Annotated in this window: 22 protein-coding genes and 1 riboswitch; of the genes, 12 read left to right on the plus strand and 10 right to left on the minus strand. The window is 72.9% G+C overall.

Translation table 11 applies throughout. The features are described 5' to 3' along the window. Window positions 1-11 precede the first annotated feature (11 nt). The gene (locus AB0J76_RS35075) at window positions 12-554 is read right to left on the minus strand and encodes an SMI1/KNR4 family protein (RefSeq protein WP_352325551.1); all 543 of its coding nucleotides are present in this window, start codon (window positions 552-554) and stop codon (window positions 12-14) included. Window positions 555-629: 75 nt separating this feature from the next. On the opposite strand from AB0J76_RS35075, the gene catA reads away from it, so the two are divergent. Beyond that, window positions 630-1,313: a type A chloramphenicol O-acetyltransferase gene (gene catA / locus AB0J76_RS35080; RefSeq protein ID WP_352325552.1), complete on the plus strand. Its 684-nt coding sequence runs from the start codon at window positions 630-632 to the stop codon at window positions 1,311-1,313. Between the two features lie 110 nt (window positions 1,314-1,423). Here the strand turns inward: catA and AB0J76_RS35085 are convergent, their stop codons facing one another. After that, window positions 1,424-1,921, minus strand: coding sequence for a hypothetical protein (locus AB0J76_RS35085; RefSeq protein WP_352325553.1), 498 nt, complete (start codon window positions 1,919-1,921; stop codon window positions 1,424-1,426). A 95-nt stretch (window positions 1,922-2,016) separates the two neighbouring features. Here AB0J76_RS35085 and AB0J76_RS35090 point away from each other — a divergent pair, with 95 nt between their 5' ends. Continuing rightward, the gene (locus AB0J76_RS35090) at window positions 2,017-2,508 is read left to right on the plus strand and encodes a helix-turn-helix domain-containing protein (protein WP_352325554.1); all 492 of its coding nucleotides are present in this window, start codon (window positions 2,017-2,019) and stop codon (window positions 2,506-2,508) included. Window positions 2,509-2,627: 119 nt separating this feature from the next. Continuing rightward, entirely contained in the window at window positions 2,628-3,317 is a 690-nt protein-coding gene (locus AB0J76_RS35095; protein ID WP_352325555.1) for a DUF4097 family beta strand repeat-containing protein, read from the plus strand. A 45-nt stretch (window positions 3,318-3,362) separates the two neighbouring features. On the opposite strand, the gene AB0J76_RS35100 is transcribed toward AB0J76_RS35095, so the two are convergent. Next, entirely contained in the window at window positions 3,363-4,019 is a 657-nt protein-coding gene (locus AB0J76_RS35100) for an SAM-dependent methyltransferase (RefSeq protein ID WP_352325557.1), read from the minus strand. Window positions 4,020-4,180: 161 nt separating this feature from the next. On the opposite strand from AB0J76_RS35100, the gene AB0J76_RS35105 reads away from it, so the two are divergent. The 3 genes from AB0J76_RS35105 to AB0J76_RS35115 all read left to right on the plus strand — a co-directional run bounded on the left by AB0J76_RS35105 (window position 4,181) and on the right by AB0J76_RS35115 (window position 6,047). Further along, window positions 4,181-5,002: a hypothetical protein gene (locus AB0J76_RS35105; RefSeq protein ID WP_364391982.1), complete on the plus strand. Its 822-nt coding sequence runs from the start codon at window positions 4,181-4,183 to the stop codon at window positions 5,000-5,002. Then, window positions 4,999-5,376 (plus strand): GntR family transcriptional regulator, encoded by a 378-nt coding sequence (locus AB0J76_RS35110; RefSeq protein ID WP_352330917.1) that lies wholly within the window; start codon window positions 4,999-5,001, stop codon window positions 5,374-5,376. The genes AB0J76_RS35105 and AB0J76_RS35110 overlap by 4 nt, the downstream gene beginning before the upstream one ends. A 257-nt stretch (window positions 5,377-5,633) precedes the next feature. After that, window positions 5,634-6,047, plus strand: a complete 414-nt coding sequence (locus AB0J76_RS35115) for a VOC family protein (protein ID WP_352330919.1) — start codon at window positions 5,634-5,636, stop codon at window positions 6,045-6,047. Between the two features lie 34 nt (window positions 6,048-6,081). Here the strand turns inward: AB0J76_RS35115 and AB0J76_RS35120 are convergent, their stop codons facing one another. The 5 genes from AB0J76_RS35120 to AB0J76_RS35140 form a co-directional block, all read right to left on the minus strand. After that, complete coding sequence (locus AB0J76_RS35120; protein ID WP_364391987.1) at window positions 6,082-11,610, minus strand: fibronectin type III domain-containing protein; 5,529 nt, start codon at window positions 11,608-11,610, stop codon at window positions 6,082-6,084. Between the two features lie 196 nt (window positions 11,611-11,806). Beyond that, entirely contained in the window at window positions 11,807-12,283 is a 477-nt protein-coding gene (locus AB0J76_RS35125; protein ID WP_352319988.1) for a hypothetical protein, read from the minus strand. Then, entirely contained in the window at window positions 12,264-12,824 is a 561-nt protein-coding gene (locus AB0J76_RS35130) for a MauE/DoxX family redox-associated membrane protein (RefSeq protein WP_352319990.1), read from the minus strand. The genes AB0J76_RS35125 and AB0J76_RS35130 overlap by 20 nt, the downstream gene beginning before the upstream one ends. Before the next feature lie 167 nt (window positions 12,825-12,991). After that, window positions 12,992-13,789: a methyltransferase domain-containing protein gene (locus AB0J76_RS35135; RefSeq protein WP_352319992.1), complete on the minus strand. Its 798-nt coding sequence runs from the start codon at window positions 13,787-13,789 to the stop codon at window positions 12,992-12,994. Window positions 13,790-13,958: 169 nt separating this feature from the next. Then, window positions 13,959-14,348, minus strand: a complete 390-nt coding sequence (locus AB0J76_RS35140; RefSeq protein WP_352319993.1) for a MerR family transcriptional regulator — start codon at window positions 14,346-14,348, stop codon at window positions 13,959-13,961. A gap of 80 nt (window positions 14,349-14,428) precedes the next feature. On the opposite strand from AB0J76_RS35140, the gene AB0J76_RS35145 reads away from it, so the two are divergent. Both AB0J76_RS35145 and AB0J76_RS35150 read left to right on the plus strand, forming a co-directional pair. Then, a complete protein-coding gene (locus AB0J76_RS35145) occupies window positions 14,429-15,619 on the plus strand; it encodes an MFS transporter (RefSeq protein WP_364391992.1) in 1,191 nt (396 codons plus the stop codon). A 69-nt stretch (window positions 15,620-15,688) separates the two neighbouring features. Continuing rightward, window positions 15,689-16,510 carry a helix-turn-helix transcriptional regulator gene (locus tag AB0J76_RS35150; protein ID WP_352319996.1) on the plus strand — a complete coding sequence of 274 codons (822 nt, stop codon included), beginning with the start codon at window positions 15,689-15,691 and terminating at the stop codon, window positions 16,508-16,510. Window positions 16,511-16,526: 16 nt separating this feature from the next. On the opposite strand, the gene AB0J76_RS35155 is transcribed toward AB0J76_RS35150, so the two are convergent. After that, entirely contained in the window at window positions 16,527-17,738 is a 1,212-nt protein-coding gene (locus tag AB0J76_RS35155) for an MFS transporter (RefSeq protein ID WP_352319997.1), read from the minus strand. Window positions 17,739-17,840: 102 nt separating this feature from the next. Further along, on the minus strand, window positions 17,841-18,272 hold the full coding sequence (locus AB0J76_RS35160; protein WP_352319999.1) for a nuclear transport factor 2 family protein: 432 nt from the start codon (window positions 18,270-18,272) through the stop codon (window positions 17,841-17,843). A gap of 175 nt (window positions 18,273-18,447) precedes the next feature. Further along, window positions 18,448-18,577, plus strand: a riboswitch (cobalamin riboswitch). A 34-nt stretch (window positions 18,578-18,611) separates the two neighbouring features. On the opposite strand from AB0J76_RS35160, the gene AB0J76_RS35165 reads away from it, so the two are divergent. From AB0J76_RS35165 to AB0J76_RS35180, 4 genes are read left to right on the plus strand one after another with little or no spacing between them, the layout of a single operon-like run. Continuing rightward, entirely contained in the window at window positions 18,612-18,803 is a 192-nt protein-coding gene (locus AB0J76_RS35165; RefSeq protein ID WP_352320001.1) for a CbtB domain-containing protein, read from the plus strand. A 10-nt stretch (window positions 18,804-18,813) separates the two neighbouring features. Further along, window positions 18,814-19,647 (plus strand): CbtA family protein, encoded by an 834-nt coding sequence (locus tag AB0J76_RS35170; protein ID WP_352320003.1) that lies wholly within the window; start codon window positions 18,814-18,816, stop codon window positions 19,645-19,647. 5 nt (window positions 19,648-19,652) lie between these two features. Continuing rightward, window positions 19,653-20,204 (plus strand): histidine phosphatase family protein, encoded by a 552-nt coding sequence (locus AB0J76_RS35175; RefSeq protein WP_352320004.1) that lies wholly within the window; start codon window positions 19,653-19,655, stop codon window positions 20,202-20,204. Continuing rightward, window positions 20,201-22,339, plus strand: coding sequence for a VWA domain-containing protein (locus AB0J76_RS35180; protein WP_364391998.1), 2,139 nt, complete (start codon window positions 20,201-20,203; stop codon window positions 22,337-22,339). The genes AB0J76_RS35175 and AB0J76_RS35180 overlap by 4 nt, the downstream gene beginning before the upstream one ends. The last annotated feature ends 1 nt before the right edge of the window (window position 22,340 follow it).

A 22,340-nucleotide genomic window follows, 5' to 3' on the forward strand; every position in this document is an offset into this window, starting at 1 on the left:
CTGGACGGACGCTACTGCGTCCTCATCAGGTCCCAGAAGGACCGGTGGCGGTCGGCGCCCGCCAGCCAGGGCGCGAGGAACCAGGCCTCCCACTCGCCGTCGGCGGTCCTGACGTGCGGGTTGAGCAGGTACTCGCCGTCATCCCCGTAGCCGACCAGCAGGGTGTCGCGTACGTACTCCTCCCGCAGGTTGACGCAGTCCTGCTCGGCCCCGTAGACGAAGTAGAGCTCGTCGGGGACGCTGTAGGAGACCGGTTCTCCGGGCGACGGCCACAGCCCGGCGGCCTCGGGCTCGAGGTCGCGATACCAGCCGACCCGCGCGGCCGGCAACACGGTATGGCCGGACTCGTCGTCGCCCCAGCCGTCGGCGAACAGCAGGAACTGCCGGTAGCTCGGTGGCAGGGCCGTGCCCAGCCGGTCTTCGAGCCGGCTGACCTCCGCCTCGCCGGCCGGAGGGTGCAGGGCGTTGCCCGGCGCGGGCGGCGGGCCGCCGGGGCTCCGGGGGGTCAGGCCCTTCGCCGCGAAGAGGGCGGGCCAGCCGTACTGGGTGTTCATGGCAGGTGACCGTATCCGCCGCGGCCGACATTCCGTCCGGTCCGGCGGCCGGATGACGGTTGGGATGATGGGGTCATGGACACCCCCATCCCGATCGACACCGATGCCTGGCCGCGCCGGCAGCACTTCGAGCACTACCGCCGGGCCGTCCCGTGCACGTACTCGATCACGGTGGAGATCGACGTCACCGCGTTCACGGCGGCGCTCGGCCGGTCGCGGCGCAAGTCCTACCTCGCGCAGGTGTGGGCGATCGCCACGGTCGTCAACCGGCACGACGAGTTCAGGATGTGCCTCACCGCCTCGGGCGAGCCGGCCGTCTGGCCCGTCGTGCATCCGGCCTTCACGGTCTTCAACCCCGAACGCGAGACGTTCGCGTGCGTGTGGGCGCCCTACGACCCCGACTTCGCCGCCTTCCACGACGTCGCCGCTCCCCTGCTCGCCGAGCACGGCCGCGCCACCGAGTTCTTCCCTCAGGGGCCGCCGCCGTCCAACACGTTCGACGTGTCGAGCCTGCCGTGGGCGTCCTTCACCGGGTTCAACCTCAACATCGGCGACAACTGGGACCACCTGGCCCCCATCTTCACCCTCGGCCGGTACACCGAGCGCGACGGCCGGGTCCTGCTCCCCCTCGCCCTCCAGGTGCACCACGCCGCCGCCGACGGGTTCCACTCCGCCCGGCTCGTGAACGAGCTCCAGGCCCTCGTCGCGGACCCGGCCTGGATCGACCGGAGCCCGGCCGGTTCACCAGCGCGCCCGTAGCGGGTGTCGCGTCGGAGAGCCTTCGCCCCGTGGTGACGTGACGCGCCGTTCGCATGCCGGTCCGGGCGGCGCGAAGTCGGCCGCCTCGATCCCCCGTCGTCCGCCGCCGATCAGGGCAGGCGGGCGTGTTCGGCTCGGGTGGCGGCGATCCGCTCACGCGCGAGCGTACGGGCGCGCTCGGTGTCGTCGCCGGTGAGCCGGGCCAGGATCGTCGCGAGCGGGCTGACCTGGCCCCTGCCGCCCCAGTGCCCCTCGGGGATCTCGGTGGGGAAGACCCAGATCCGGCCGGCGTCACGCGGCCAGGCGCCGTTCTCCGCGTCGAGGATGGCCTCGGTGACCTCGGAGATGACGCTCGCGCGCTTCCGCTCGTCGAGCTGGCCCTCGGGGACGGACGGGACGACCTTGTAGCGGGGCGCGTCCGCGGGTTGTCCGCCGACGTAGACGCCGGCCGGCCGGTGCAGCCAGAGCCAGGAGACGGAACGGCTCACCGGGTCGGCGGGGTCGAATCCCTCGTTGCGGATGAGGATCTCGGTGATGCGGTTCAGCAGGGCCGCCTCGGCGTCCGGCTGGAGCGCCCCGTCAGGGATGTACACGTCGAGCATGGGCATGGTCGATCTCCTCTGTGAGTTTAGTTCTTCAACTCAGGCCGGGAGTCTACGAGGGCTGAGTACAGCTTGTAAACCCAGACGGGTACACTCCTCCCATGGAGACGCGGCGAATCGACCCGGTGAACTGCTCGGTGGCGCGCGCCCTCTCGGTGGTGGGGGAACGCTGGTCGCTGCTGATCGTCCGTGAGGCGCTGGACGGCGCGCGCCGGTTCGGAGAGTTCCACTCCCGCCTCGGGATCGCCAAGAATCTCCTGGCGACCCGGCTCGAGACCCTGGTGGCCGCGGGAGTGATGCGCCGCGTGCCCTACCAGGAGCCCGGGGACCGGCAGCGCTTCGCCTACGAGCTCACCGAGCAGGGCCGGGCGTTGCGGCCCACGCTCGTGGCGCTCCTGGAATGGGGCGACACGTACCTCGCCGACCCGCAGGGCCCGTCCGTCATCGTCCGGCACCGGCCCGTCGATGACGCGAGCCCCTGCGACGAACCGGTCAAGATCGTCCTCGAGTGCGCCGCGGGGCACCGCCACCTCGCCCCGGAAGACGTCTGCCGCACTCCCGGACCGGGCGCGCGCTTCGTGGAAAGCCCCTGAGATCACATGCCCGTTCTGCCCCCGCTACGGACAGGGTCGTCCGAGGTGAGGGTTCTCCCGGGGACCTGTCGGGGGCATCCCTGATGCAGGCCGCGGCGAGGCCGGACAGGATGGACGGCATGAAGATCACTGCGATCGCGGGCGGCCTGCTGGCCTCCGCGGTGCTCCTGACCGGGTGCGGCCTGGACGCCATCGGCAAACCGAAGAACGAGGAGACCAGCACGTACCAGGTCAAGGAGAAGGTGCAGCGGCTTCACCTCAGAAGCGGCAGCGGGAACGTGACCGTCACCGAGTCGGATGCCGCCCATGTCAGCGTGACCGAGAGGCTCTACTGGAGCAACGACAAGCCGCGGGCCGCGCACAAGGTGGAGGGCGGCACGCTGTCCGTCTCCTACGACTGCGCGAAGTCGTGGGGCACCTGCGGGGTCGAGTACCAGGTGGAGGTCCCCAAGGGGGTGCCGGTCGACGTGGACGCCGGTTCGGGCGATCTCACCCTGCGGTCGCTCACCGGCCCTCTGGACCTGGAGGCCGGCTCCGGCGACATCAAGGGTGACGGCCTGGGCGGCAAGAAGCTGCTGGTCAAGGAGGGATCGGGCAAGGTCACCCTGAAGTACGCGGTCGCGCCGGAGAGCGTCGAGCTGTCGGCCGGTTCGGGCGACGTCGTGCTCACCGTCCCCGACGAGACCTACGACGTGAAGGCCAGTACGGCCTCGGGCGACGCCGGCATCTCGGTCAAGAAGGACGGCTCCTCGCCGCGCAAGATGTCACTGACCACGGGTTCCGGAGACATCACCGTCTCCGCCGGGTAGCCGGCACCCCGCGCAGCGCCGGATCACGGGCGGTCGCGCCAGGGTTCAAGCCTGCGGGCTGGTGTCCTCGAGGACGTCGTAGCCGACGAACTGGAACATGCGCTCGCCGAGAGCCAGCGGCTGCGGCCGGCCCGTGTAGCGATGCACCCCCACGCCGAAACCCGCCTGGGGGTCGGACAGCCACGTCCGGTCGAATTCTCGCTCCTCGAACCAGGCGCAGATCAGCGGAACCCGGTCCGGCGCGCGGCGGTGCCGCGTCCAGATGACGGTGGCGCCGGTGGCGCACAGCTGTGGGCAGAAGCCGATCGTGCGCTCGATGTCCTCGTCGGTGATGTTGCCGAACATCCCGCAGGCCAGCACGATGTCGGCCGGCGCCAGGTCCTGGTAGTGGTCGGTGAGCGCGGCGTCAGCCGTCACCACCTCGACCTGGTCCAGCCCTGCGGCCGCGGCCGCGGCCCGGGCGATCGCGGCGTTGCCTGGATCCAGTTCGACCAGGCGCGCCCGGACGTCGCCACGACGGGGATGATCGGCCATCACGCCGAGAAGGTCACGGCCTTGCCCCGAGCACAAGCTGATCACCTTCAGCGGACCAGGCGGGCGAGCGTCCAGTGCCAGCCGAAGCTGGTCCTGGACGACCTGCAGCCGCCGCGCCAGGACGGAGTCGTCGAGGTCGTATTCGTCGTGCCAGGTCTGCCAGTCCATGACCGCACCCTACGGCCGCCCTGTCGAACAGTCCCGGCGAATGTCGCAAACGTGTCCGTCAGATCTGCGCGTCCTCGCGCGGGCGAGCGTCCCGGGCGTTGACTTTGTCGCAAGGAATGACGCACCATGTTGCTACAAAGCTTGCGACAAAAGGAGGAGGCATGACGAACGCTTCCACGTCCGACGCCGGACCGCCGCCGGCCGACGTCCGGTCCGCCGAGACCTGGCTGCGGCGGCACGGCCTGGGCGACGGCACGCCGACGCCGTTGCTGGCCACGCGCCTGGCGGTGCGGCGGCGGGTGCGGCTGCTGGGCAGCGTCCTGCTGGCCGTGCTGATCATCGCGGCCTCCCTGGCGCAGGTCGCCGCCCTGCCGGGAGCCTCCGGCGGCGCCGGGCCGGGCCGGCCGGCGCCGATGCTGGCGCTGAGCGGGTCGATCGCCGCGCTGCTGCTGACCCAGACCCTGCTGGACGCCTGGGTGCGGCGCGTCGACCGGCGCGCCGGGGCCACGCTGCCGCGACGGGCGGCCCATCCGGTGCGGCTCGGCTGGGCCGCCCTGCTCGGACGGCCCTACGCCGTCGTGGCGGGCGCCACCTTCGCCTGCGCGTTCGCGCTGGGGGTGAGCGCGCTGGCCGTCACCGAGGGCACCGCACGGTACGCCGCCGTGGTGCTGCTGGTCGCCGTGACCGGAGTCGCCCTCGTCGCCGTCCTGCAACTGCGCGAGACGCTGGCCCGGCCCGTCGTGGCCGAGGACGAGATCTCCCTGACGGCCGACGTCGTCATGCGGATCGAGGACGCCCGCGAGAGCTACGCGCCGCCCGTGTTGTGGGCGCTGCCGGTGGTGCTGCTGTCCGGGTTCGCGCCCGGATGGTGGAGCGCCGCCGCGGTGGGTTTCCTGGTGCTGGGGGTGCTCGCCCTGGTCGCCGTCCATGCCAGGACCCCGTCGTACGCGGCCACGGCGCGGCGCGCGGTGGGCCTGCGATGATCGTCATCGACGCGGGCTCGCCGGTGCCGCCGTTCGAGCAGTTGCGGGCCCAGCTCGCCCGGCAGATCCAGAACCGCACGCTCGCCGTGGGCGCCCGGCTGCCGACCATCCGCCACCTGGCGGCCGACCTCGGCCTGGCCGTCAACACGGTCGGCCGGGCGTACCGGGAGCTGGAGGAGGCGGGGCTGATCGAGACGCGCGGGCGGGCGGGCTCGTTCGTGTCGGCCGCCGGCGAGGAGGGCCGGGAACGGGCCCGGCGGGCGGCCGCCGACTACGCCGCCGTGATCGCCAGCGTCGGCCTCGACGCGGCCGAAGCACTCCGCATCGTGCAGGCGGCCCTGACGTCCGGCACGGTGGCACCGGCCTCTCCATGACGGCACCCCGCCGCGGCGTCACGTCACCAGGCACGGGGGCGGGGGGCGACGCACGAGGTGGGATCGGCGCGACGGGCCCTTGCGGCGGGCGGAGAAGGCCACCTCCCGCAGCTCCTTTTGCGAGGGCCTATGCCGAGACGATCCATGACCCTGGTCTCTTCCTCCGGATAGCGGATGCGCGCACACTGTTTCGCCGCCCACAGATCGGCCGCCCTGCTTAACGGCCGACGTACTGGATCTTGTGACAGGATCGCGGGATGCTGCGACTCACCGACTTCATCATCGACTGCCCGGATGCGCTGAAACTGGCGGCCTTCTACTCCGCGGTGACGGGTCGCCCGGTCAAGGAGGGCAGCCACGAGAACTGGGCCGGCATCCAGTTCGGCGAGATCGAGCTGGCCTTCAACCCGGTGGAGCACTACCGCGCCCCGCAGTGGCCCGACAGCGAGCACCCCAAGCAGTTCCACCTCGACTTCGAAGTCGACGACGTCGAGGCCGAGCAGAGCCGCGTCCTGGCCCTCGGCGCGTCCCTGCGGCAGGAGTTCATCGGGCCCAACGGCTATGGGTGGCGCGTCTACACCGACCCCGTCGGCCACCCCTTCTGCCTGTGCCGCAACAAGGGTGTCGTCTGGACCGACCAGGGCCCCGTCTGGCCCGACCGCGCCCAGTAGCTGTCGCCGACAGTTCTCCGATCCCCCGCCGGCGTCAATCGCGGGAGGAGGAAACGTCCGGATGTGGCCGCGTCGAGCCGAGCGTGACCGGCTTGTCGGGCATGCGCACCCGTAGATCGCGAGCCGGCGCGCGCCGGTCGGACGCCGTGTCGGATGCCGTGTCGGATGCCGTGTCGGACGCGGCGGCGGGCGCCGGGGCGCCACCGGGCATCCCGCCCGTCGTGAAGTCCCACCACACGCCCGGCACCTCGTGGGCGACGACGGTGTCGGCGGTGGCCGTGCCGCCGTCGTAGCCGAGGGTGTAGATCAGGCGCTGGTCGTCGTCGGTGATGAACGCCGTCACCGGCCACGACTGCCCCGGCGCGCCGCCCGCCAGATGGGTGACACCGCCCCGGTAGCTGCGCAGGCTGCGCACCGAGTCGTCGTCGGTGTACTCGTAGGCCAGCGCGGTGCCCTTCTGGCTGAGGAACAGCGCCTTGCCGTGACCGTTGACGTCCTCGGGGACCAGGCAGTTGCCCGCGCCCGGCGTGGCGCCGCCGATCCTGGCGACCATCAGGCACGAGGTCTGGGACGGATGCGCGGTGAACCGCAGCGCCACCACCTGCCCGTCGCCGGAGATGATCGGGTCGCCGACGTCGGCGCCCGGGAAGATCTCCGTCGTGCCGCCGGCGGCGGCGTCGTACAGCCAGGTGCGGTACTTCTGGGCGGTGGCGTCGTAGGTGGACCAGGTCACCCGGTTGCCGTCGCCGGACAGGACGCCCTCGCCCGTCGAGGTCGGGCAGTCGCCGTCGGTCTGGGAGTCGCACGAGGTCAGCTTCTGCGCCGCGCCGCCCTTGACCTGCCGGTACAGGTTCCACCGGGAGGTGGCCGAGTGCACGTCCAGCTTCTTCCAGTACACGACCGCGTGCCCGTCGTCGCTGACGGCGGAGACGTAGCCGTACTCCTCCAGCGTCCAGGAGGTCCTGGCGGCGATGTCGTGCACGACCGACCTCGGGGTCAGCACGCCGGTCCACTCCAGCGAGGTGAAGGCGACCACGTTGCCCTTCCGGCCGGCCAGCGGGCCGCCGACGAAACCGGTGACCGGGGTGACGCCGTCGGCGCCCATGGACACGACCTGCGTGCCGCCGCCCTGCGTGTCCTTGCGCAGGATGAACGGCGCCGTGCTGGAGGGCACGCGCCGGTCGTCCGGCATGAGGTTGCTGCGCGCCTTGGTCAGGAAGAAGATGTAGCGGCCGTCGCCGGAGGCCGCGGCGCCGGTGGCGCCGCCGGCCGTCCCGGAGGAGTCGGGGCGGCCCTGCGTCTCGGTGCTGCCCGCGAGGTCCGCGCCGAGCGTGGAGGGCGGGCCGAGGAAGATCACGTCCGTCGGCGTCAGCTTCAGCGGGGCGGACGGCTCGCCGCTGCCCTGGGCGTTCTGCGCGATCACGGTGACGCTGTACGTCACCCCGGGCGTGAGCCCCTGGACGAGCTGGTGCGTCGCGTCGCCGCCATAGGCGAACGCACGCGCGGTCCCGCTGCCGTCCTCGGCCGTCGCCGTCACCACGTAGCCGGAGATGTCGCTCATGCCGGTGTCGGCGGGCGGCGACCAGCTCACGGTGGCCCCGCGCAGCGTCGGCGCGGTGTAGGTGTCGAGCTTGGGCGGTCCGGGTGTGCCGTACTTGGTGCCGACCTCGACCCCGCCGCGGGCCTGCAGCTGCGGGTGCCCGCCGGTCGCGGGGCTGGTCACCTCGACCTCGGCCACGCCCTCCTGCGCGGAGTTGTACAGGCCGTCCGCGGTCAGCGTGCCGGGGCCGCTGATCAGCTTCCACTGGGTGACGACGTCGTCGGGATAGCCGGAGACGCTGACCTTGAACTGGTAGTTCTGCCCCGGTCCCACCCCGCCGAGCTGAGGGGTGACCTTGATGCCCTGGAACGCGCCCGCGGCGTGGGTGACCGTCCAGAACGAGCTGATGATGTCGTCCTTGCGCCAGACCGAGTAGTCCTTGCCGATCGCGCCCAGGTCGATGGCGGCCCCGAGCCGGGCCAGCACCCGCAGTTCCCACCACGGGTTCTGCGTGGTGTCGGCCTTGAGCTGCACGCCCGGCACGTCCACCACCAGGGCGGGGCCCGCCAGGCCGTACAGCAGGAGCTCGACGTCGGTGGAGACGGCGGCGGTGACCGTGCCGTCGCCGTAGGCCCCCACGCCGCCGTCGCTGTAGAAGCCCGGGCCGCCGTCGTTCGGGGTGCAGGACGTGCCGCTCTTGCCGGTGTGGCAGCGCGTGCCGAACTGCTTGTCCCAGTGGACGGCGAAGCTCAGCCCGACCGACGCGGACGCCTCGACCGACAGCGCGACCGAGAAGCGCACGCACACCACGACCGGCACCTTGCCCACCATGAACGAGAAGCACGGCCCGTTGACGTGCCCGAGGTGCACCCGCTTGTCGAAGGCGAACCCGAGGCCCTGCTTCACCCGCACCTCGGAGCTGATCTTCGTGGTGTTGCTGATGTCCACGCCCCGGCCGGCGGAGTCGGTGCTGGCGCCCATCTTGGTGTCCTGGTCGATCACCGCCCAGCCCTCGACCTTCGTGACCGAGCGGCCCTTCTGCTCGAACGACTCCTCGAACTCGATGACCAGGTTCCCGTCCCGCAGGCCGATCCGCGGCCCGGCCGCCCGGTTACTGGTGTTCTCGACGGGTTTGACGAGCCTCGCCCCCGGCACCGACGGCACGAACTCCACCTGGTCGCCGGAGTCCACGCGGCCGTCGGTGGCGAAGTTGGCGTCGGTGAAGGCGTCGCTCAGCGAGGCGGCCGTGGTCGAGACGACGAACCGCCCGTTCTGCAGCGCGGTGCCGGACACCTTGCCGAAGAACCCTTCGGGGGTGCGTTCGGTCTGGCCGATGACGAGCAGCGTGCCCGCGGTGAGCCCGGTGACCTCCGCCGGCGGGTTCTCGAACTCCAGGACCCGCCCCCGTACGGCCCGCAGCGTGACCGCCGCCTGCGGGGACAACACCCGCGGCTCGCTCTTGACCGTGAGCTTCGGCGTGATCGCCTCGGTCGGGGCGCTGGCCGTGCCGGTGCCCGCGGCGTTGGCGGCGCGCACGGTGAAGGTGTAGGCCGTGGCCGGGTCCAGCCCCGAGATCGTGGCGGTGGTGGCGGTGACCGTCGCGCTCTTCCCGCCGGGGCTGGCCGTCACCGTGTAGCCGGTGACGGGGCCGGTGCCGACGTCGGCGGGCGCGTCCCAGCTGACCTGGACGCTGCCGGAGGCCGGGAGCCCGGCCCGCAGGTGCGTCGGCGCGCCGGGCGGCCGGCTCGCCGCCGGGGTGACCGCCGCCGCGGTGCTCGGGACGCTCGCGCCCACCGCGTTCCTGGCCACGACCGAGACCGTGTACGCGGTGCCGTTGGCCAGCCCGGTCACCGAGGTGACCGTCGTGTCGGGCGGCGTGTCGACGGTCCGGCCGCCGGGCTGGACGGTCACCGTGTACCCGGTGATCGGCGAGCCGCCGTCCACCGCGGGCGCCCACTGCACGTCCACGCGCTGGTCGAGGGGGGTCACCAGCAGCGCGGGCGGGGACATGGGCACCTCGGCGGGCGCCGGGCGCACCGCGTCCGAGGGCGGCGACGGGTCTCCCGCGCCCGCCGCGCCGACCGCGGTGACGGTGAAGGAGTAGTCGGTGCCGTTGGTCAGGCCAGTGACCGTGGCCTGCGTGTCCGTCGTGTTCACGGTGGCGCCGCCGGGTGAGGCCGTCACGACGTAGCCGGTCACGCCCGCGGCGCCGGTCTCGGGCGGGGCCCAGGTGACGCGTACCGCGCCGTCCCTGCCGTACACGCCGGTGACGAACGGGCGGCCGGGCCGGCCGGCGACGCCGGGGGTGACCGGGTCGGCGGGCGCGGAGGCGTCGGAGACCCCGCTCGCGTTGGCCGCCGTGACGGTGAAGGCGTACGCGGTGCCGTTGGTCAGGCCGGTGACCGTGGCCTGCGTGTCCGTCGTGTTCACGGTGGCGCCGCCGGGTGAGGACGTCACGACGTACCCGGTGATCGCCGAGCCGCCGTCGGAGGCGGGCGCGCGCCAGGTGACCTTCGCCGTGCGGTCGCCCGGCGTCGCGGACACCCCGAGCGGCGGCGAGGGACGGGTGACCGCCCCGGCCGGCGTCACCGGCGCGGACGCGGCCGACTTCGCCGAACTGCCCACCGCGTTGGCGGCGGTCACGGTGAAGGTGTACGCGGTGCCGTTGGCCAGGCCGGTGACCGTGGCCTTCAGCAGGTCGCCGGAGACCGTCGCGGTCCTGCCACCGGGGGCGGCGGTGACCGTGTACCCGGTGATCGGCGCGCCGCCGTCCGCGGGACGCTGCCAGGAGACGGTCGCCGACGCGTCGCCCGCCGACGCGCTCACGCCGGCCGGGGCGGACGGCACGGACGCCGACGCGTAGTAGTCGAAGGTGTCGACGGTCACGCTCACGCTCGCCGTGCCGGTGTTCAGGATCACGAACGTGCCGCCGGTGCCGACCTTCACCGGCACCAGGCTCGACCAGAAGTCGTTCGGCTGGTACGCGATCGAGCCGCCGCCCGGGATGCTCGACTGGCCCGTGGGGTGGACGCGCAGCAGGCCGTTCGCCGTGCCCTTGGCGGTGATGTTCACGCCGACCGCGCTCACCCCGGAGGCCGGCACACCGCCCTTGCCCAGCGGGGCGACCGTGTACGAGGCGCCCGCCGCCACCGTCACGGAGGTGAGGGTCCGTGACGGGGCGACGGGCGCCAAGATCGAGGAGGCGACCGTGGCGGCGGGCGTCGCGAAGTAGCCCGCGACGTCGGCGTACACCGTCAGCGCGGCGGCCCCGTTGTTGTTGACGGCGATCTTGCCGTCCGTGCCGAGGGCCGCGATGACCAGGTTCGACTGGAAGTAGGACGGCCGGTAGTCGATGTTCGACCCGACGGGCAGCGTGCCGCCGGACGGGTAGGCGATCATCTTGCCGGACCCGGTGCTCTTCACCGCGAACGTCAGCGCCACGTACGCCACCCCGGAGGCCGGCACGCCGCCCACCCCCGCCACCGCGAACGTGGCGGTCGAGTTGGCCGCGACGGTCTGGTTGCCGATGACCCGGCCCGTGTCCAGCGGCACGTACCGGGCTCCCGCCGTCGCGGCGGCCGTCGCGGTGTAGTACCCGTGCACGTCGGCGTAGACGTTGACGGCGGCCGTGCCGGTGTTCTTGACCTTGAGCGCGCCGTCCGGGCCGAGCTTGACCGTCACGAGCTGGTCGTCCCACACGCCGGACCGGTAGCGGGTGCCCGTCACCGCGGGCGCCGCGGCCAGGTCGGAGGGGAAGACGATGAGGCCGCCCGCCGCGCTCGCGCCCTTGGCCGCGAAGTTCACCGCGACGCTCGCGACCCCGCTCGCGGGCACCGCGCCCACCCCCGCCACCTTGACCGTGGTGGTGGCCCCCGCCGCGACCGACACGTTGCTCAGCACCCGGGCCCGGACTCCGTAGAACTGGCCCGGTCCCGGCTGAACCGACGCGGCGGCGGCCGGGGGCGCCCCCGCCACCACGAGGATCCCGGAGAAGACCAGCATGAGTGCTGACAACCATCGCATGACCACACTGGCCTCCAGGATCGCTCCGTGTTGCGCGGCTGACGCTATCAATGGCCCTGAGCTCGTGAAATACGGCGAAAAATAGAGATTTTTCGTCTATCAACGGCCGTACGGCGGCTTGTCCGGCTGCAACTTCGGCGGTAGCCGCCGTCACCGTCCGGGGTCATGCCGTAAAGGTGGTCGGCGCGCGGCGGACTCACTCTCCGAGGCGGAGGCCGGGCTCGCTCGCTGACTCCAGCGCCTCTGCCGTCAGGTGATAAATGTCGCGGTGCTGATAAATGAGCTCGCCGTCCTCGGTGTTGCAGCCGATCCCGAACGGCTCCTCCGGCGAACTGTGCATGTCTTTCCCCAACGCCTCATCCACTTCCAGAAACCAGGTGACGCCCGCGATCGGCACCCCGGAAGGGAAGGGGAAGGGGATTCGATCGCCGTTCGCGTGCATGATCTCGTAAATGGCGCTCTGCACGTCCGGTACGGCGTCATTGACTTCTTCCGGGCCTGCGTCAGGCTGTAACCGTCGGTAAGCCCTGCGTCCCTCTTCGAGAAGTCGGCCGATGTCTTCGATGCGGTAATCGATGCGGGACAGAATCGAAATCGTCGCTCCTGGCGCATCGACCTTTTCGAGGGCGGTGAGCGGCTGTTCGTGCTTCGGCTCACACATTGCGTACTTCACCGGTCCCTTTTCCTGGTCGCCTTGGCCACGCGTCGATGAGGTTATCGTCCGTACGGGTGATCAGCAGGCCGAAGGCGGCGCCGGAGACGCCCGCGATCAATGCCATCCCCACGTCGGCGACCCCGGAGGACGACGACGCCGCGAGGCCGAGTACGGCCGGCGCCATGAGGACGAGGTCGCGGACGACGTGCGTCCACCCCATGGGCGTCCGCGAGTCGCCGCCGAAGCAGCGGCACGGTACGGCCGCGCCCCGCCGTACGACGAGGGCGGTGGCGACGGCGAAGGAGGCGAGCAGCGCCGCCGCCAGCGCGAACCCCAGCACCGCCGCCCACCGGAGGGGCGTCGCCACCAGCACGATCACCGCGCCCTCCCCCACGACGACCGCGACCGCTACCAGGACGGCGTTCGAGCGCCACGGCGTCATGTCCCCGACCGACCTGACGAACCGCGCCCACGGCTCACGCCCGGAGATCTTGCCCCACAGTGCGAGCGCGAAGACGGTGACCAGCAGAACCCGGCATCCCACCTCGACGTAGCTCATGACGCGAATGGTGCGTCCCCCGGCTCAACGATTTCTCAATGCCGTCCGGGCCCTGTGCGCGATCCGCTGACGGCCCGCCGGCTCCGGCCGGTCGGCGGCCCCCGCGGCGCCTTCCGCAGCAACTTCCCGTCCCTGACGACCACCGGGGAGCCGAGTCTCACCACGGCTCATCGCGGTTCGGGCGCCCCGGGCTGTTCCGGGCGGCGTCCCCATGCCGAGATCAGCGGCGCGAGGGTGAGATCGAGCTCGCCGGCCTCGACGGCGGCCAGGTGCGCGTCGATCTCGGCGTCGTCGGCCAGACCGGCGGCGAGCAACTCGGCGCGGACCATGCGCACCGTCGCGGCCTCCAGCCGGTCGCAGGCCACCCCGCCGACCGGGAAGCAGCCGGCCGCCGCGACGTCGACCAGGCCGGCCGCCCGCAACGCCCGCGGCAGCGTACGGCCGTAGCGCAGGTCGGCGCCGCGACGGGTCAGCAACTCCCGGACGGCGCGCCGCAGCCGGTTGGCGCGCCGCTGTGCCGGGCCGACCTCGTCGAGGCAGGCCAGCGGCTGCAGCTCGGTGTCGGCGTCCTCGATCAGCAGCCGGCCGCCGGGACGCAGCGCCGCCGCCATCGTCGCCAGCGCCCGCGCCCGGTCGGGCACGTGGACGAGCACGAGCCGGGCGTGCACCAGGTCGAACGTGCCCGGCTGCGGCGGCGGGTCGGCGACGACGTCGTGCCGGAGCACCTCGTACCCGGCGTGCGGGTCCAGCCAGGAGGGATCGATGTCCGTGGCCAGCACGTAACCGGTCGGCCCGACGGCCGTGACGAGCGCCTCGGGAATGCCGGGGCCGCCCGCGCCGACTTCCCAGCAACGCCAGCCCGCCGTCAGGCCGAGCCGGTCGAGGTGCCCCCGGGTGACGCCGTCGAACAGCTCGGCCAGCCAGGTGAACCGCTCGCCCGCCTCCGCCCGGGCGTTGTCCAGCAAGTAGCGGTGATCCGGGGCAGACCCGGAGGTGTGGGACGCTGCGCCGGCGCTATCCCCCGGCCCGCCTGAGGTCGTGTCCGGCCCGGACCCGCGGCCGGCGGAGGACTGTGATGAACTCATGCCCACATCCTCACGATCTTCCCCGTGCCGTGTCAGCACGACAGAGGATTCAACCGCCGAGCGAGGCCAGGGCCCGGCGAGTGACGTCGGCCGGGGCGGCGGCGATGACGTCGTCGAGCGCGTTCATGGAGGCCTGGAGGTCGCTGATGGCCTGGGCGATGCGGTCGCGCTCCTGGTGGAGGTCGGCGAGCAGGTCCGGGCAGGTGGGGACGAGGCGGTCGCCGGCGTCCCGCAGGCACGGCAGGACCGTCATGATCGTCGAGGTGTTCAGGCCGGCGGCCAGCAGGCTGCGGATGCGGCGGACGACGGCGACGTCCTCCTCGGCGTACTCCCGGTAGCCGCTGGGGCGCCGCTGCGGGTGCAGCAGACCCTGTTCCCCGTAGTAGCGCAGCAGGTGGACGGCCACGCCGGTCCGCCGGGACAGCTCACCGATGCGCACGACGACCTCCTGACGGCGAGCCGGTCATCCCCCCGGCCGCCTTGACTCTCATATCGATGTGAGACTTTAGCGTCTACGCCATGAAGATGGACAAGGGTTTCGCGACGCTCGCGGCATTGTGCTCAAGCGTCTTCGTCGTGGGCACCTCGGAGTACCTGATCGCCGGGTTGCTGCCCCAGGTCGGAGCTGATCTCGACGTCTCCGTGGGCACCGCCGGGCAGGCGGTGACCGCCTATGCGCTCGGAGTGGTGGCCGGGGGGCCGCTCATGGCCCTGCTGACCTCGCGTCTGCCGCGCAAGGGGCTCGCCATAGGCCTGATGCTGCTGTTCGCTGTGGGCAGCGCGATCAGCGCGGCGGCGCCGTCGTTCGGCCTGCTGCTGGCGGGCCGCGTGGTGTCCTCGCTCAGCCACGCCGCCTTCCTGGCTCTGGCGCTGGTGACGGCGACCCGGGTGGTCCCGGCCGAGCGGACGGGCTCGGCCATCGCCACCGTGGCCTCCGGCTTCACCGTGGCCACGCTCCTCGGCGTGCCTCTGGGCGCGCTGCTCGGGGAGAGCGCCGGTTGGCGGGCGCCCTTCGCCGTGCTGACCGTTCTGTCCCTGGTGGGCACCGTGCTTCTGGCGGCCGTCCTGCCCCGGCAGGAGGCGCCGTCCACGCGGCTGCGGGACGAGCTGCGCGTGGTGACGCGCCGGCCGGTCATGCTCGCCATCGCCACCACCGCGGTGGGCTTCTCCGGGGTCGCCACGGTGTTCACCTACATCGCCCCGCTGCTGACCCGCGTCTCCGGCTTCTCCGCCGCGGCGGTCTCCGGCCTGCTGCTCGCCTACGGCGCGGGCAGCTTCATCGGCAACCTCACTGCCGGCAGGCTGACCGACAAGTCGATGAGCGCCACCGTACGGGGGGTCTTCGGCGGGCTGGCGGGGACGCTCCTGCTGGTCCCGTTCGCCGTGGTGTGGCAGCCTGCCGCCGTGGCCGCGGTCCTGATGCTCGGCCTGCTCGCCACCGCGACCATCGCCCCGCTGCAGGGACTGATCCTGCACCACGCGGGCGCCGCCCCGAACCTGGCGGTCTCCGCCAACGTCGGCGCCTTCAACCTCGGGGCCGCAGCCGGCTCGGTCATCGGCGGCACGATCGTCGCCGCCGGCGCCCTGCGGTGGACCGGCCTGGCGGGCGCGGCCCTGAGCCTGATCGGACTGGCCCTCACCTACCTCGTCCTTCCCCGCCCGCGGACCTCGCCGAAGGACGCCGAACACGAAGCCCCGATCGCCGTCTGACCCCACCCGGCAGGGAAGGGTGGGGAGTTTGGCAGGCTTGGTGCTTTGTATCCCGCTTCTGCGCTTGGTATGTTCCTGCGGTCTCGACGGGCCCGGCTGCGGCCTGAGGACGTGGGCCTGAGCTCAGGGGTCAGGCATCGGCGCGTCGCGGGGCTGCGCAGGGAGGAGCTGGCGCCGCTGGCCGGAGTCAGCGTCGGCTACTACACCCGCCTGGAGCAGGGGCAGAGCCCCAACGTCTCCGACGACGTCCTGGACGCCGTGGCCCGCGTCCTGCGGCTGGACGACGACGAGCTGGCCCATCTGCACCGGCTGGCCAGGGCCGCCCGCGCCGGGGCGAAGGCCAAGCCGGAGCAGCTGCGTCCCGGCATCAGGCTGATGGTCGGCGCCTTCACCGACCGGCCCGCGATCGCGGTCGGCCGGCGGGGCGACATCCTGGCCTGGAACCGTCCGGCGCATGCGCTGCTCGCCCCGCACTGGCCCTTCGAGGGGGCGGAGAAGCCGAACTTCGTCCGCCTCGACTTCCTGGAGCTGGAGTTCTCCCGCGGGCTGTATGTCGACTGGACGCAGAAGGCCCGCGACGACATCGCCTACCTGGAGGGCTCCCTGAGCCGGTTCCCCACCGACGAAGGGCTGACCGCGCTGGTCAAGGAGCTGCTGGCGCTCAGTCCTGAGTTCCGCTCGATGTGGACCGAGCACCCGGTGAGCAACTGCGCCTCGATCTCGCGCGACTACCGGCATCCGGAGGTGGGCGTCATGACCCTCACCGCCGAGCTGCTGCGCACGCCCGACGACGAAGGGCAGGGCGTGACGGTCTTCCAGGCCGAGGCGGGTTCGCCGTCGGAGGAACGGTTGCGGCGGCTGGCCGAGCTGGCCGCCGCCGTCTCACCGTAGGGCCTCGGAAGCACGGTCACGCGGCCGGGGCGGGGCGGCGCAGCAGGGCGCCGCCGACGAATGCGCCGGTCAGCGCCACGGCGCCGGCCACCAGGAAGGCGGCGTGCAGGCCGCCGAGGGTGGCCGACGCCTCGGTGGCGACGGAGGCGAACGCTTCCGTACGGGCGGCGGCGATCGCGGTGAGCCCCGCCACGCCGACGGCGCCGACGAAGGTGGGCATCTGGGCGAGGCTTCCCGCCACGCCCTGGTCGGCCTCGTCCAGCCCGGACGTGATGGTCGTGACGGCGGCCACCACCGTCAGGACGTGCCCGAACCCCATGGTGGCCGACGTCGCCAGCAGCAGGACCAGGCCGCCCTGGGCCGGCAGGAACACCATGGCGGCGGTGCCGGCGGCCTGCACGGTCAGGCCGGTGACGATGGTCGCCGCCGTCCCGCGCGTGCTGATCATCCTGGCCGCGAAGCCGCCCGCGACCAGGGCCGCGGCCGTCAGCGTCGCCAGCGTCGGCAGGCTGCCCCAGCCCGCCGACCTGCCGGTCGAGATGTCGTAGACCAGGGCGAACAGGCCGCCGCTCGCCAGGAGCGCGCCGGGCACGTCGAGCCTGGCGCGGCCGCGTACGGCCGTCTCCCGCACCACCGTCACCGCGCCCGTCATGACCAGGACGCCGATGCCGAACAGGACGAGCATCGTCCAGCGCCAGTTCAGTCCGCTGGTGATGAGGCCGCCGCCGATCGTCCCGACGACGAAGCCCAGCGACAGCAGGGCGCCGTTGACGCCCAGCGCCCTGGTGCGCTGCGGCCCTTCCTGGAACGTGCCGGTCATCAGCGCCAGCGCGGTCGGGCCGATCATGGCCGCGGCCACGCCCTGTCCCGCGCGGGCCGCCACCAGCAGCCCCGGGGTCGGCGCCAGCCCGGCCAGCAACGAGAACGCCGAGAACGCCGCCACGCCGATGACGAACAACCGGCGCCTGCCCACCATGTCGGACGCGCGTCCGAACAAGGGCATCAACGCGGCCGTCGGCAGCAGGCAGGCGGTGGCCACCCACTGCAGCGCCGAGGCGGAGGAGAAGCCGAGGTCCCTGCCGATCTCCGGCAGCGCCACCGTGATGATCGAGTAGTCCAGCCCGGTCATCAACGTCGCGCCGCACAACGTGATGAGGACGAGCCAGCCGCGCGGCCCCCATCGCGGGGTCGTGCCGGCGGCGGTCATGTCGTGGGTTTCGGTCGTCATGCGGCCAGCGTGCGGCCGGCCGTGAAGATCAACCAGAGCCCTGCTGAAGGTACCTCTGTCAGGTGCAGGACGGGCGGGCGCGGGATCGCGTCGGGCAATTCGTCAAGGGCACTGCAGAGTCACCGAGGCGGAGAGCTGGGTGAGCAACTCCAATTGATCGAAATAGAGGCGCAGACTCGTTATGAGCCCGTCTTCCACCGTGCAGACATAACAGCAACGCAAACGAAGGGGACGACCCGTCGCGGTCAGCACCTGACCGTCGGCCATGGCGTACGGCCCTCGGTGAGTTCCCACCATGAGAAGCTCGTCGACGGTCGTGGCCTCGCCCTCGGAGGACTCCGTGATCACGGCCCGGACGTCGGGGAACGCCGTCCAGAACTCCTCCAGATAGGAGGCCAGCTCGGCGTGTCCCTGGGAAACGCCTTCGGGGCTGATGGACACCCCGGTCGGGCTGAAAGTGCTGAGCAGTGCCTTCATGTCGTGGGCGTTGAACGCGTCCGTATAGCGGTCGCGTACGTCGCGGGCAACATTCATGGCACCGGATCCTCCTCCTTCGCTCGATGCCCGACGCGGCTGTGGATATGCGGTCGAATTGCCAACGCAGGCTAAACCCGTCCACTCGGCGAGGTAGAATTCTGGGCCTTTCACAAAGGCACGCGGCGTAGCGGCAGGTGACGGAGGGTCACCGGGCGCCTGTTGACGCGAACGTGAGGAAAGGATACGTTCCGGTAGATTTCACGGTTGTCCAAGGGAAATCCGGTGAGATGCCGGTGCGGACGCGCCACTGTATCCGGGACGCAGATCCCGGGAGCCAGGTCGCTTGGCAGCCGTGACCTCGTGATATGGGACGCGTGACCCCTGAGGAGGCTTGACATGACCGGGCTGTCCACCCCGTCGACGATTCCCTTTCCCCGCCTGCGCCCTTGGCTGCTGCTGGCCGTGCCCGTGCTGCTGCTGGTCGCCTACCTGGTTCTGATGGACAACGGCGCCATCTCCCAGACCGGCACCTTCCTGCACGAGCTGATGCACGACGGGCGTCACCTGCTCGGCGTGCCCTGCCACTGAGGGCCGGGGCATGGTACGCACCTTCCTGGCCAGAGGTCTGCTCATCGGGCTGCTGGCCGGGCTGATCGCGGGCGCCTTCGCCTTCGCCTTCGGTGAACCTCGCGTGGACCACGCGATCGCCCTGGAGGAGGCCGCCGCCCAGGCCGGGGCGCCCGATCCGGACGCCGGGACGGCCGAGCACGGCCACGCCGAAGCGGCCGAGCACGGTCACGCCGAAGCGGCCGAGCACGGTCACGCCGAAGCGGCCGGGCACGGTCACGGCGAGGACGCCGTGGTCAGCAGGCCCGTGCAGAAGGCGGGGCTGTTCCTGGCCACCGGGCTCTACGGGCTCGCCGTGGGCGGGGTGTTCGCCCTGGTGTTCGCCGGGCTGCGCGGGCGGGTCGGCCCGCGTTCCGACGGGCGGCTGGCGGTGGCCGCGGCCGGCACGGCGTTCACCGCGATCATCCTCGTGCCCTTCGTGAAGTATCCGGCCAACCCGCCTGCGGTGGGCGATCCGGACACCATCAACAGCCGCACGCTGCTCTACGTGGTGATGATCCTCGTCGGGCTGGCGGCGACGGCGATCGCGGTGGCGACGGCCCGGCGCGTCGAGGGCGGCCCGTGGGCGCGCTGGACGGCGGCGGCGGTCGCGTTCCTCGTGCCCGTCGTCGCCGCGTGGTGGTTGTTGCCGGCGGTCAATGAGGTGCCCGAGGGGTTCCCCGCCACGCTGCTGTGGGAGTTCCGGCTCGCCTCGATCGGCACGCAGCTCGTCTTCTGGACGGCGTTCGGCGTGCTGTTCGGCTGGGCGAGCGACCGGGCCGAACGGCGCGCGGCGGCTCATCCGCTGGTCGCGGCGCCGAGCTGAGCAAGGTGCTGTTCGTCCGGCATGCCACGACGCCGGGGATGCGGGCCGGCTGCTTTCCCGCCGACGAGGACGCCGACGCGGCGAGCCTGACCAGGGCCGCCGCGTGGGGTTCCGTCGAGGGGCCGGCGGCATGGACCGCTCCCGGCAGGGCCGCGCGGCAGACGGCCGCCGCCATGGGGCTGGCGGCCCGCGAGGTTCCCGCCCTGGCGGAGGCGGATTGCGGCCGGTGGCGGGGCCTGCCGTACGGGCGGGTCGCGCTGGAGGAGCCGGACGCGCTGGCGAGCTGGCTGGCCGACCCGCACGCCGCCCCGCACGGCGGTGAGTCGCTGAGCGCGCTCGCCGCCAGGGTGGCGGGCTGGCTCGACTCGGTGCGGGACGAGCCGCGGGCCGTCGTGGTCTGCGACGCGGGCGCCATCAGGGCGGCGCTCGGCCATGCCCTGGGGCTGGATCCGCTGCGCGCGGCCCGTTTCGACCTGGCCCCTCTGTCCACCACCGAGCTGACCGTCGCGCGGGACGGCTGGCGGGTGGTCCACGTCAACCGGAAGGCTGAGTCTTGATCGTCACCTATCCGTTCAGCGCCGTCGTCGGGCTCGGCGACCTGAAGCTGGCGCTGGTGCTGAACGCGGTGTCGCCCCGGGTGGGCGGGGTGCTCGTACGCGGCGAGAAGGGAACGGCGAAGTCCACGATCGTGCGGGCGCTGGCGGCCCAGTTGCCGACGGTGGCCGTGGTGCCCGGGTGCCGGTTCGCCTGCGATCCCGTCGTCCCCGACCCCGAGTGCCCAGATGGGCCGCACGGGCTGGGCGCCGGGCGGGTGGAACGGCCGGCCGCCCTGGTGGAGCTGCCGGTCGGCGCGTCGGAGGACCGGCTGGCCGGCTCGCTCGACGTGGAGCGGGCGCTGACGGAGGGGGTGAAGGCGTTCGAGCCGGGGCTGCTGGCGGCCGCCCACCGCGGCGTCCTGTACGTGGACGAGGTGAACCTCCTGCACGACCACCTCGTGGACCTGCTGCTCGACGCGGCCGCGCTGGGCACGTGCTACGTCGAGCGCGAGTCGGTGTCGGTGCGCCATGCCGCCCGGTTCCTGCTGGTGGGCACCATGAACCCGGAGGAGGGCGAGCTGCGTCCGCAGCTTCTGGACAGGTTCGGGCTGACGGTCGAGGTCAGGGCGTCCCGCGACCCGCGGGAGCGCGCCGAGGTGGTGCGGCGGCGGCTGGCCTTCGAGGCGGACGCGGCGGCGTTCGCGCGTCGATGGGCGGCAGAGGAAGCGGCGCTGGCGGCCCGCATCGCCGCCGCGCGGTCCCGGGTCCCGGACGTGCGGTTGCCGGACGCCCGGCTGCGGCAGATCGCGACGGTGTGCGCGGCCTTCGAGGTGGACGGCCTGCGTGCCGACCTGGTGACGGCGAACGCGGCGATCGCCCACGCCGCCTGGCAGGGCCGCGACACGGTGACGACCGAGGACGTGCGGGCCGCGGCTCGGCTGTCGCTGCCACATCGCAGGCGGCGCGATCCGTTCGACGCTCCAGGGCTGGACGAGGCGCTGCTCGACGAACTGCTGGAACGCACATCGGACGACGACGCCCCGGACGACAGCCCGGACGGCGGCCCCGACTCCGGGCCCGGCGGTGCCGGCGGACCTGGGGGGACGCCGCCACCGGGCGACGGCACCGGACCGGGCACGCCGGACCACCCGGCCGGCGAGCCCCCGGCGGACGGCCGGACGTCCGCCGACCCGCCGGGGTCCGCAGCCGCCCGTGCGGACGCGCCGCCGATGGCCGGGGGTCCCGCTCCGGACGCGGCACCCGCCACGGGCGCGACGGCCTCCCGAGCGTCGGCGCCCCAGCCGGCCACGCAGGCGGCCTCCGAGGCGGCATCTCAGGCGGCCTCACAGGTGGGCTCGCAGGTGGCGGGCGTGGCGGCGCCGTACCGGGTGCCGCTGCTGGAGGTGCCGGGGGTCGGCGAGGGGGCGGTGGGCCGGCGGTCGCGGTCCCGGACCCGGCGCGGCCGGAGCGCCGGCGCGCGCCGCCCGCACGGCCCCGTACGCGACCTCCACCTGCCGGCGACGCTGCTGGCGGCGGCGCCCCACCAGCGGGAACGCGGCCACCGGGGCCCCGGGCTGGCGCTGCGCGGCGACGACCTGCGCGAGGTGGTGCGCGAAGGCAGGGAGGGAAACCTCGTGCTCTTCGTGGTGGACGCGAGCGGCTCGATGGCGGCGCGCAGGCGGATGACCGCGGTCAAGACGGCCGTGCTCAGCCTGCTCCTCGACGCCTACCAGCGGCGGGACAAGGTGGGACTGATCACGTTCCGGGGCGCCGGCGCGGAGGTGGCGCTGCCGCCGACCTCGTCGGTGGAGGCGGGCGCGGCCCGGCTGCGCTCCCTGCCCACCGGAGGCCGCACGCCGCTGGCGGCGGGGCTGGTGCGCGCGGCGGAGGTGCTGCGGGTGGAACGGCTGCGCGACCCCGCCAGGCGTCCGCTGCTGGTGCTGGTCACCGACGGACGGGCCACCGCCGGCGGTGACGTGGACCGGGCCGCCGCGCTGCTGGCCGGCACGACGTCAGTGGTCGTGGACTGCGAGGGCGGGCCGGTCCGGCTCGGCCTGGCCGTCCGGCTGGCCGCCCGGCTGCGCGCGCGGCTCGTGCCTCTCGACTCTCTGGCCGATCTCGGTTCGGTCGTCCGTGACCACAGGAAGGCGGTCTGAG

The organism is Nonomuraea sp. NPDC049624 (assembly GCF_040675255.1).
Taxonomy (GTDB): Bacteria; Actinomycetota; Actinomycetes; order Streptosporangiales; family Streptosporangiaceae; genus Nonomuraea.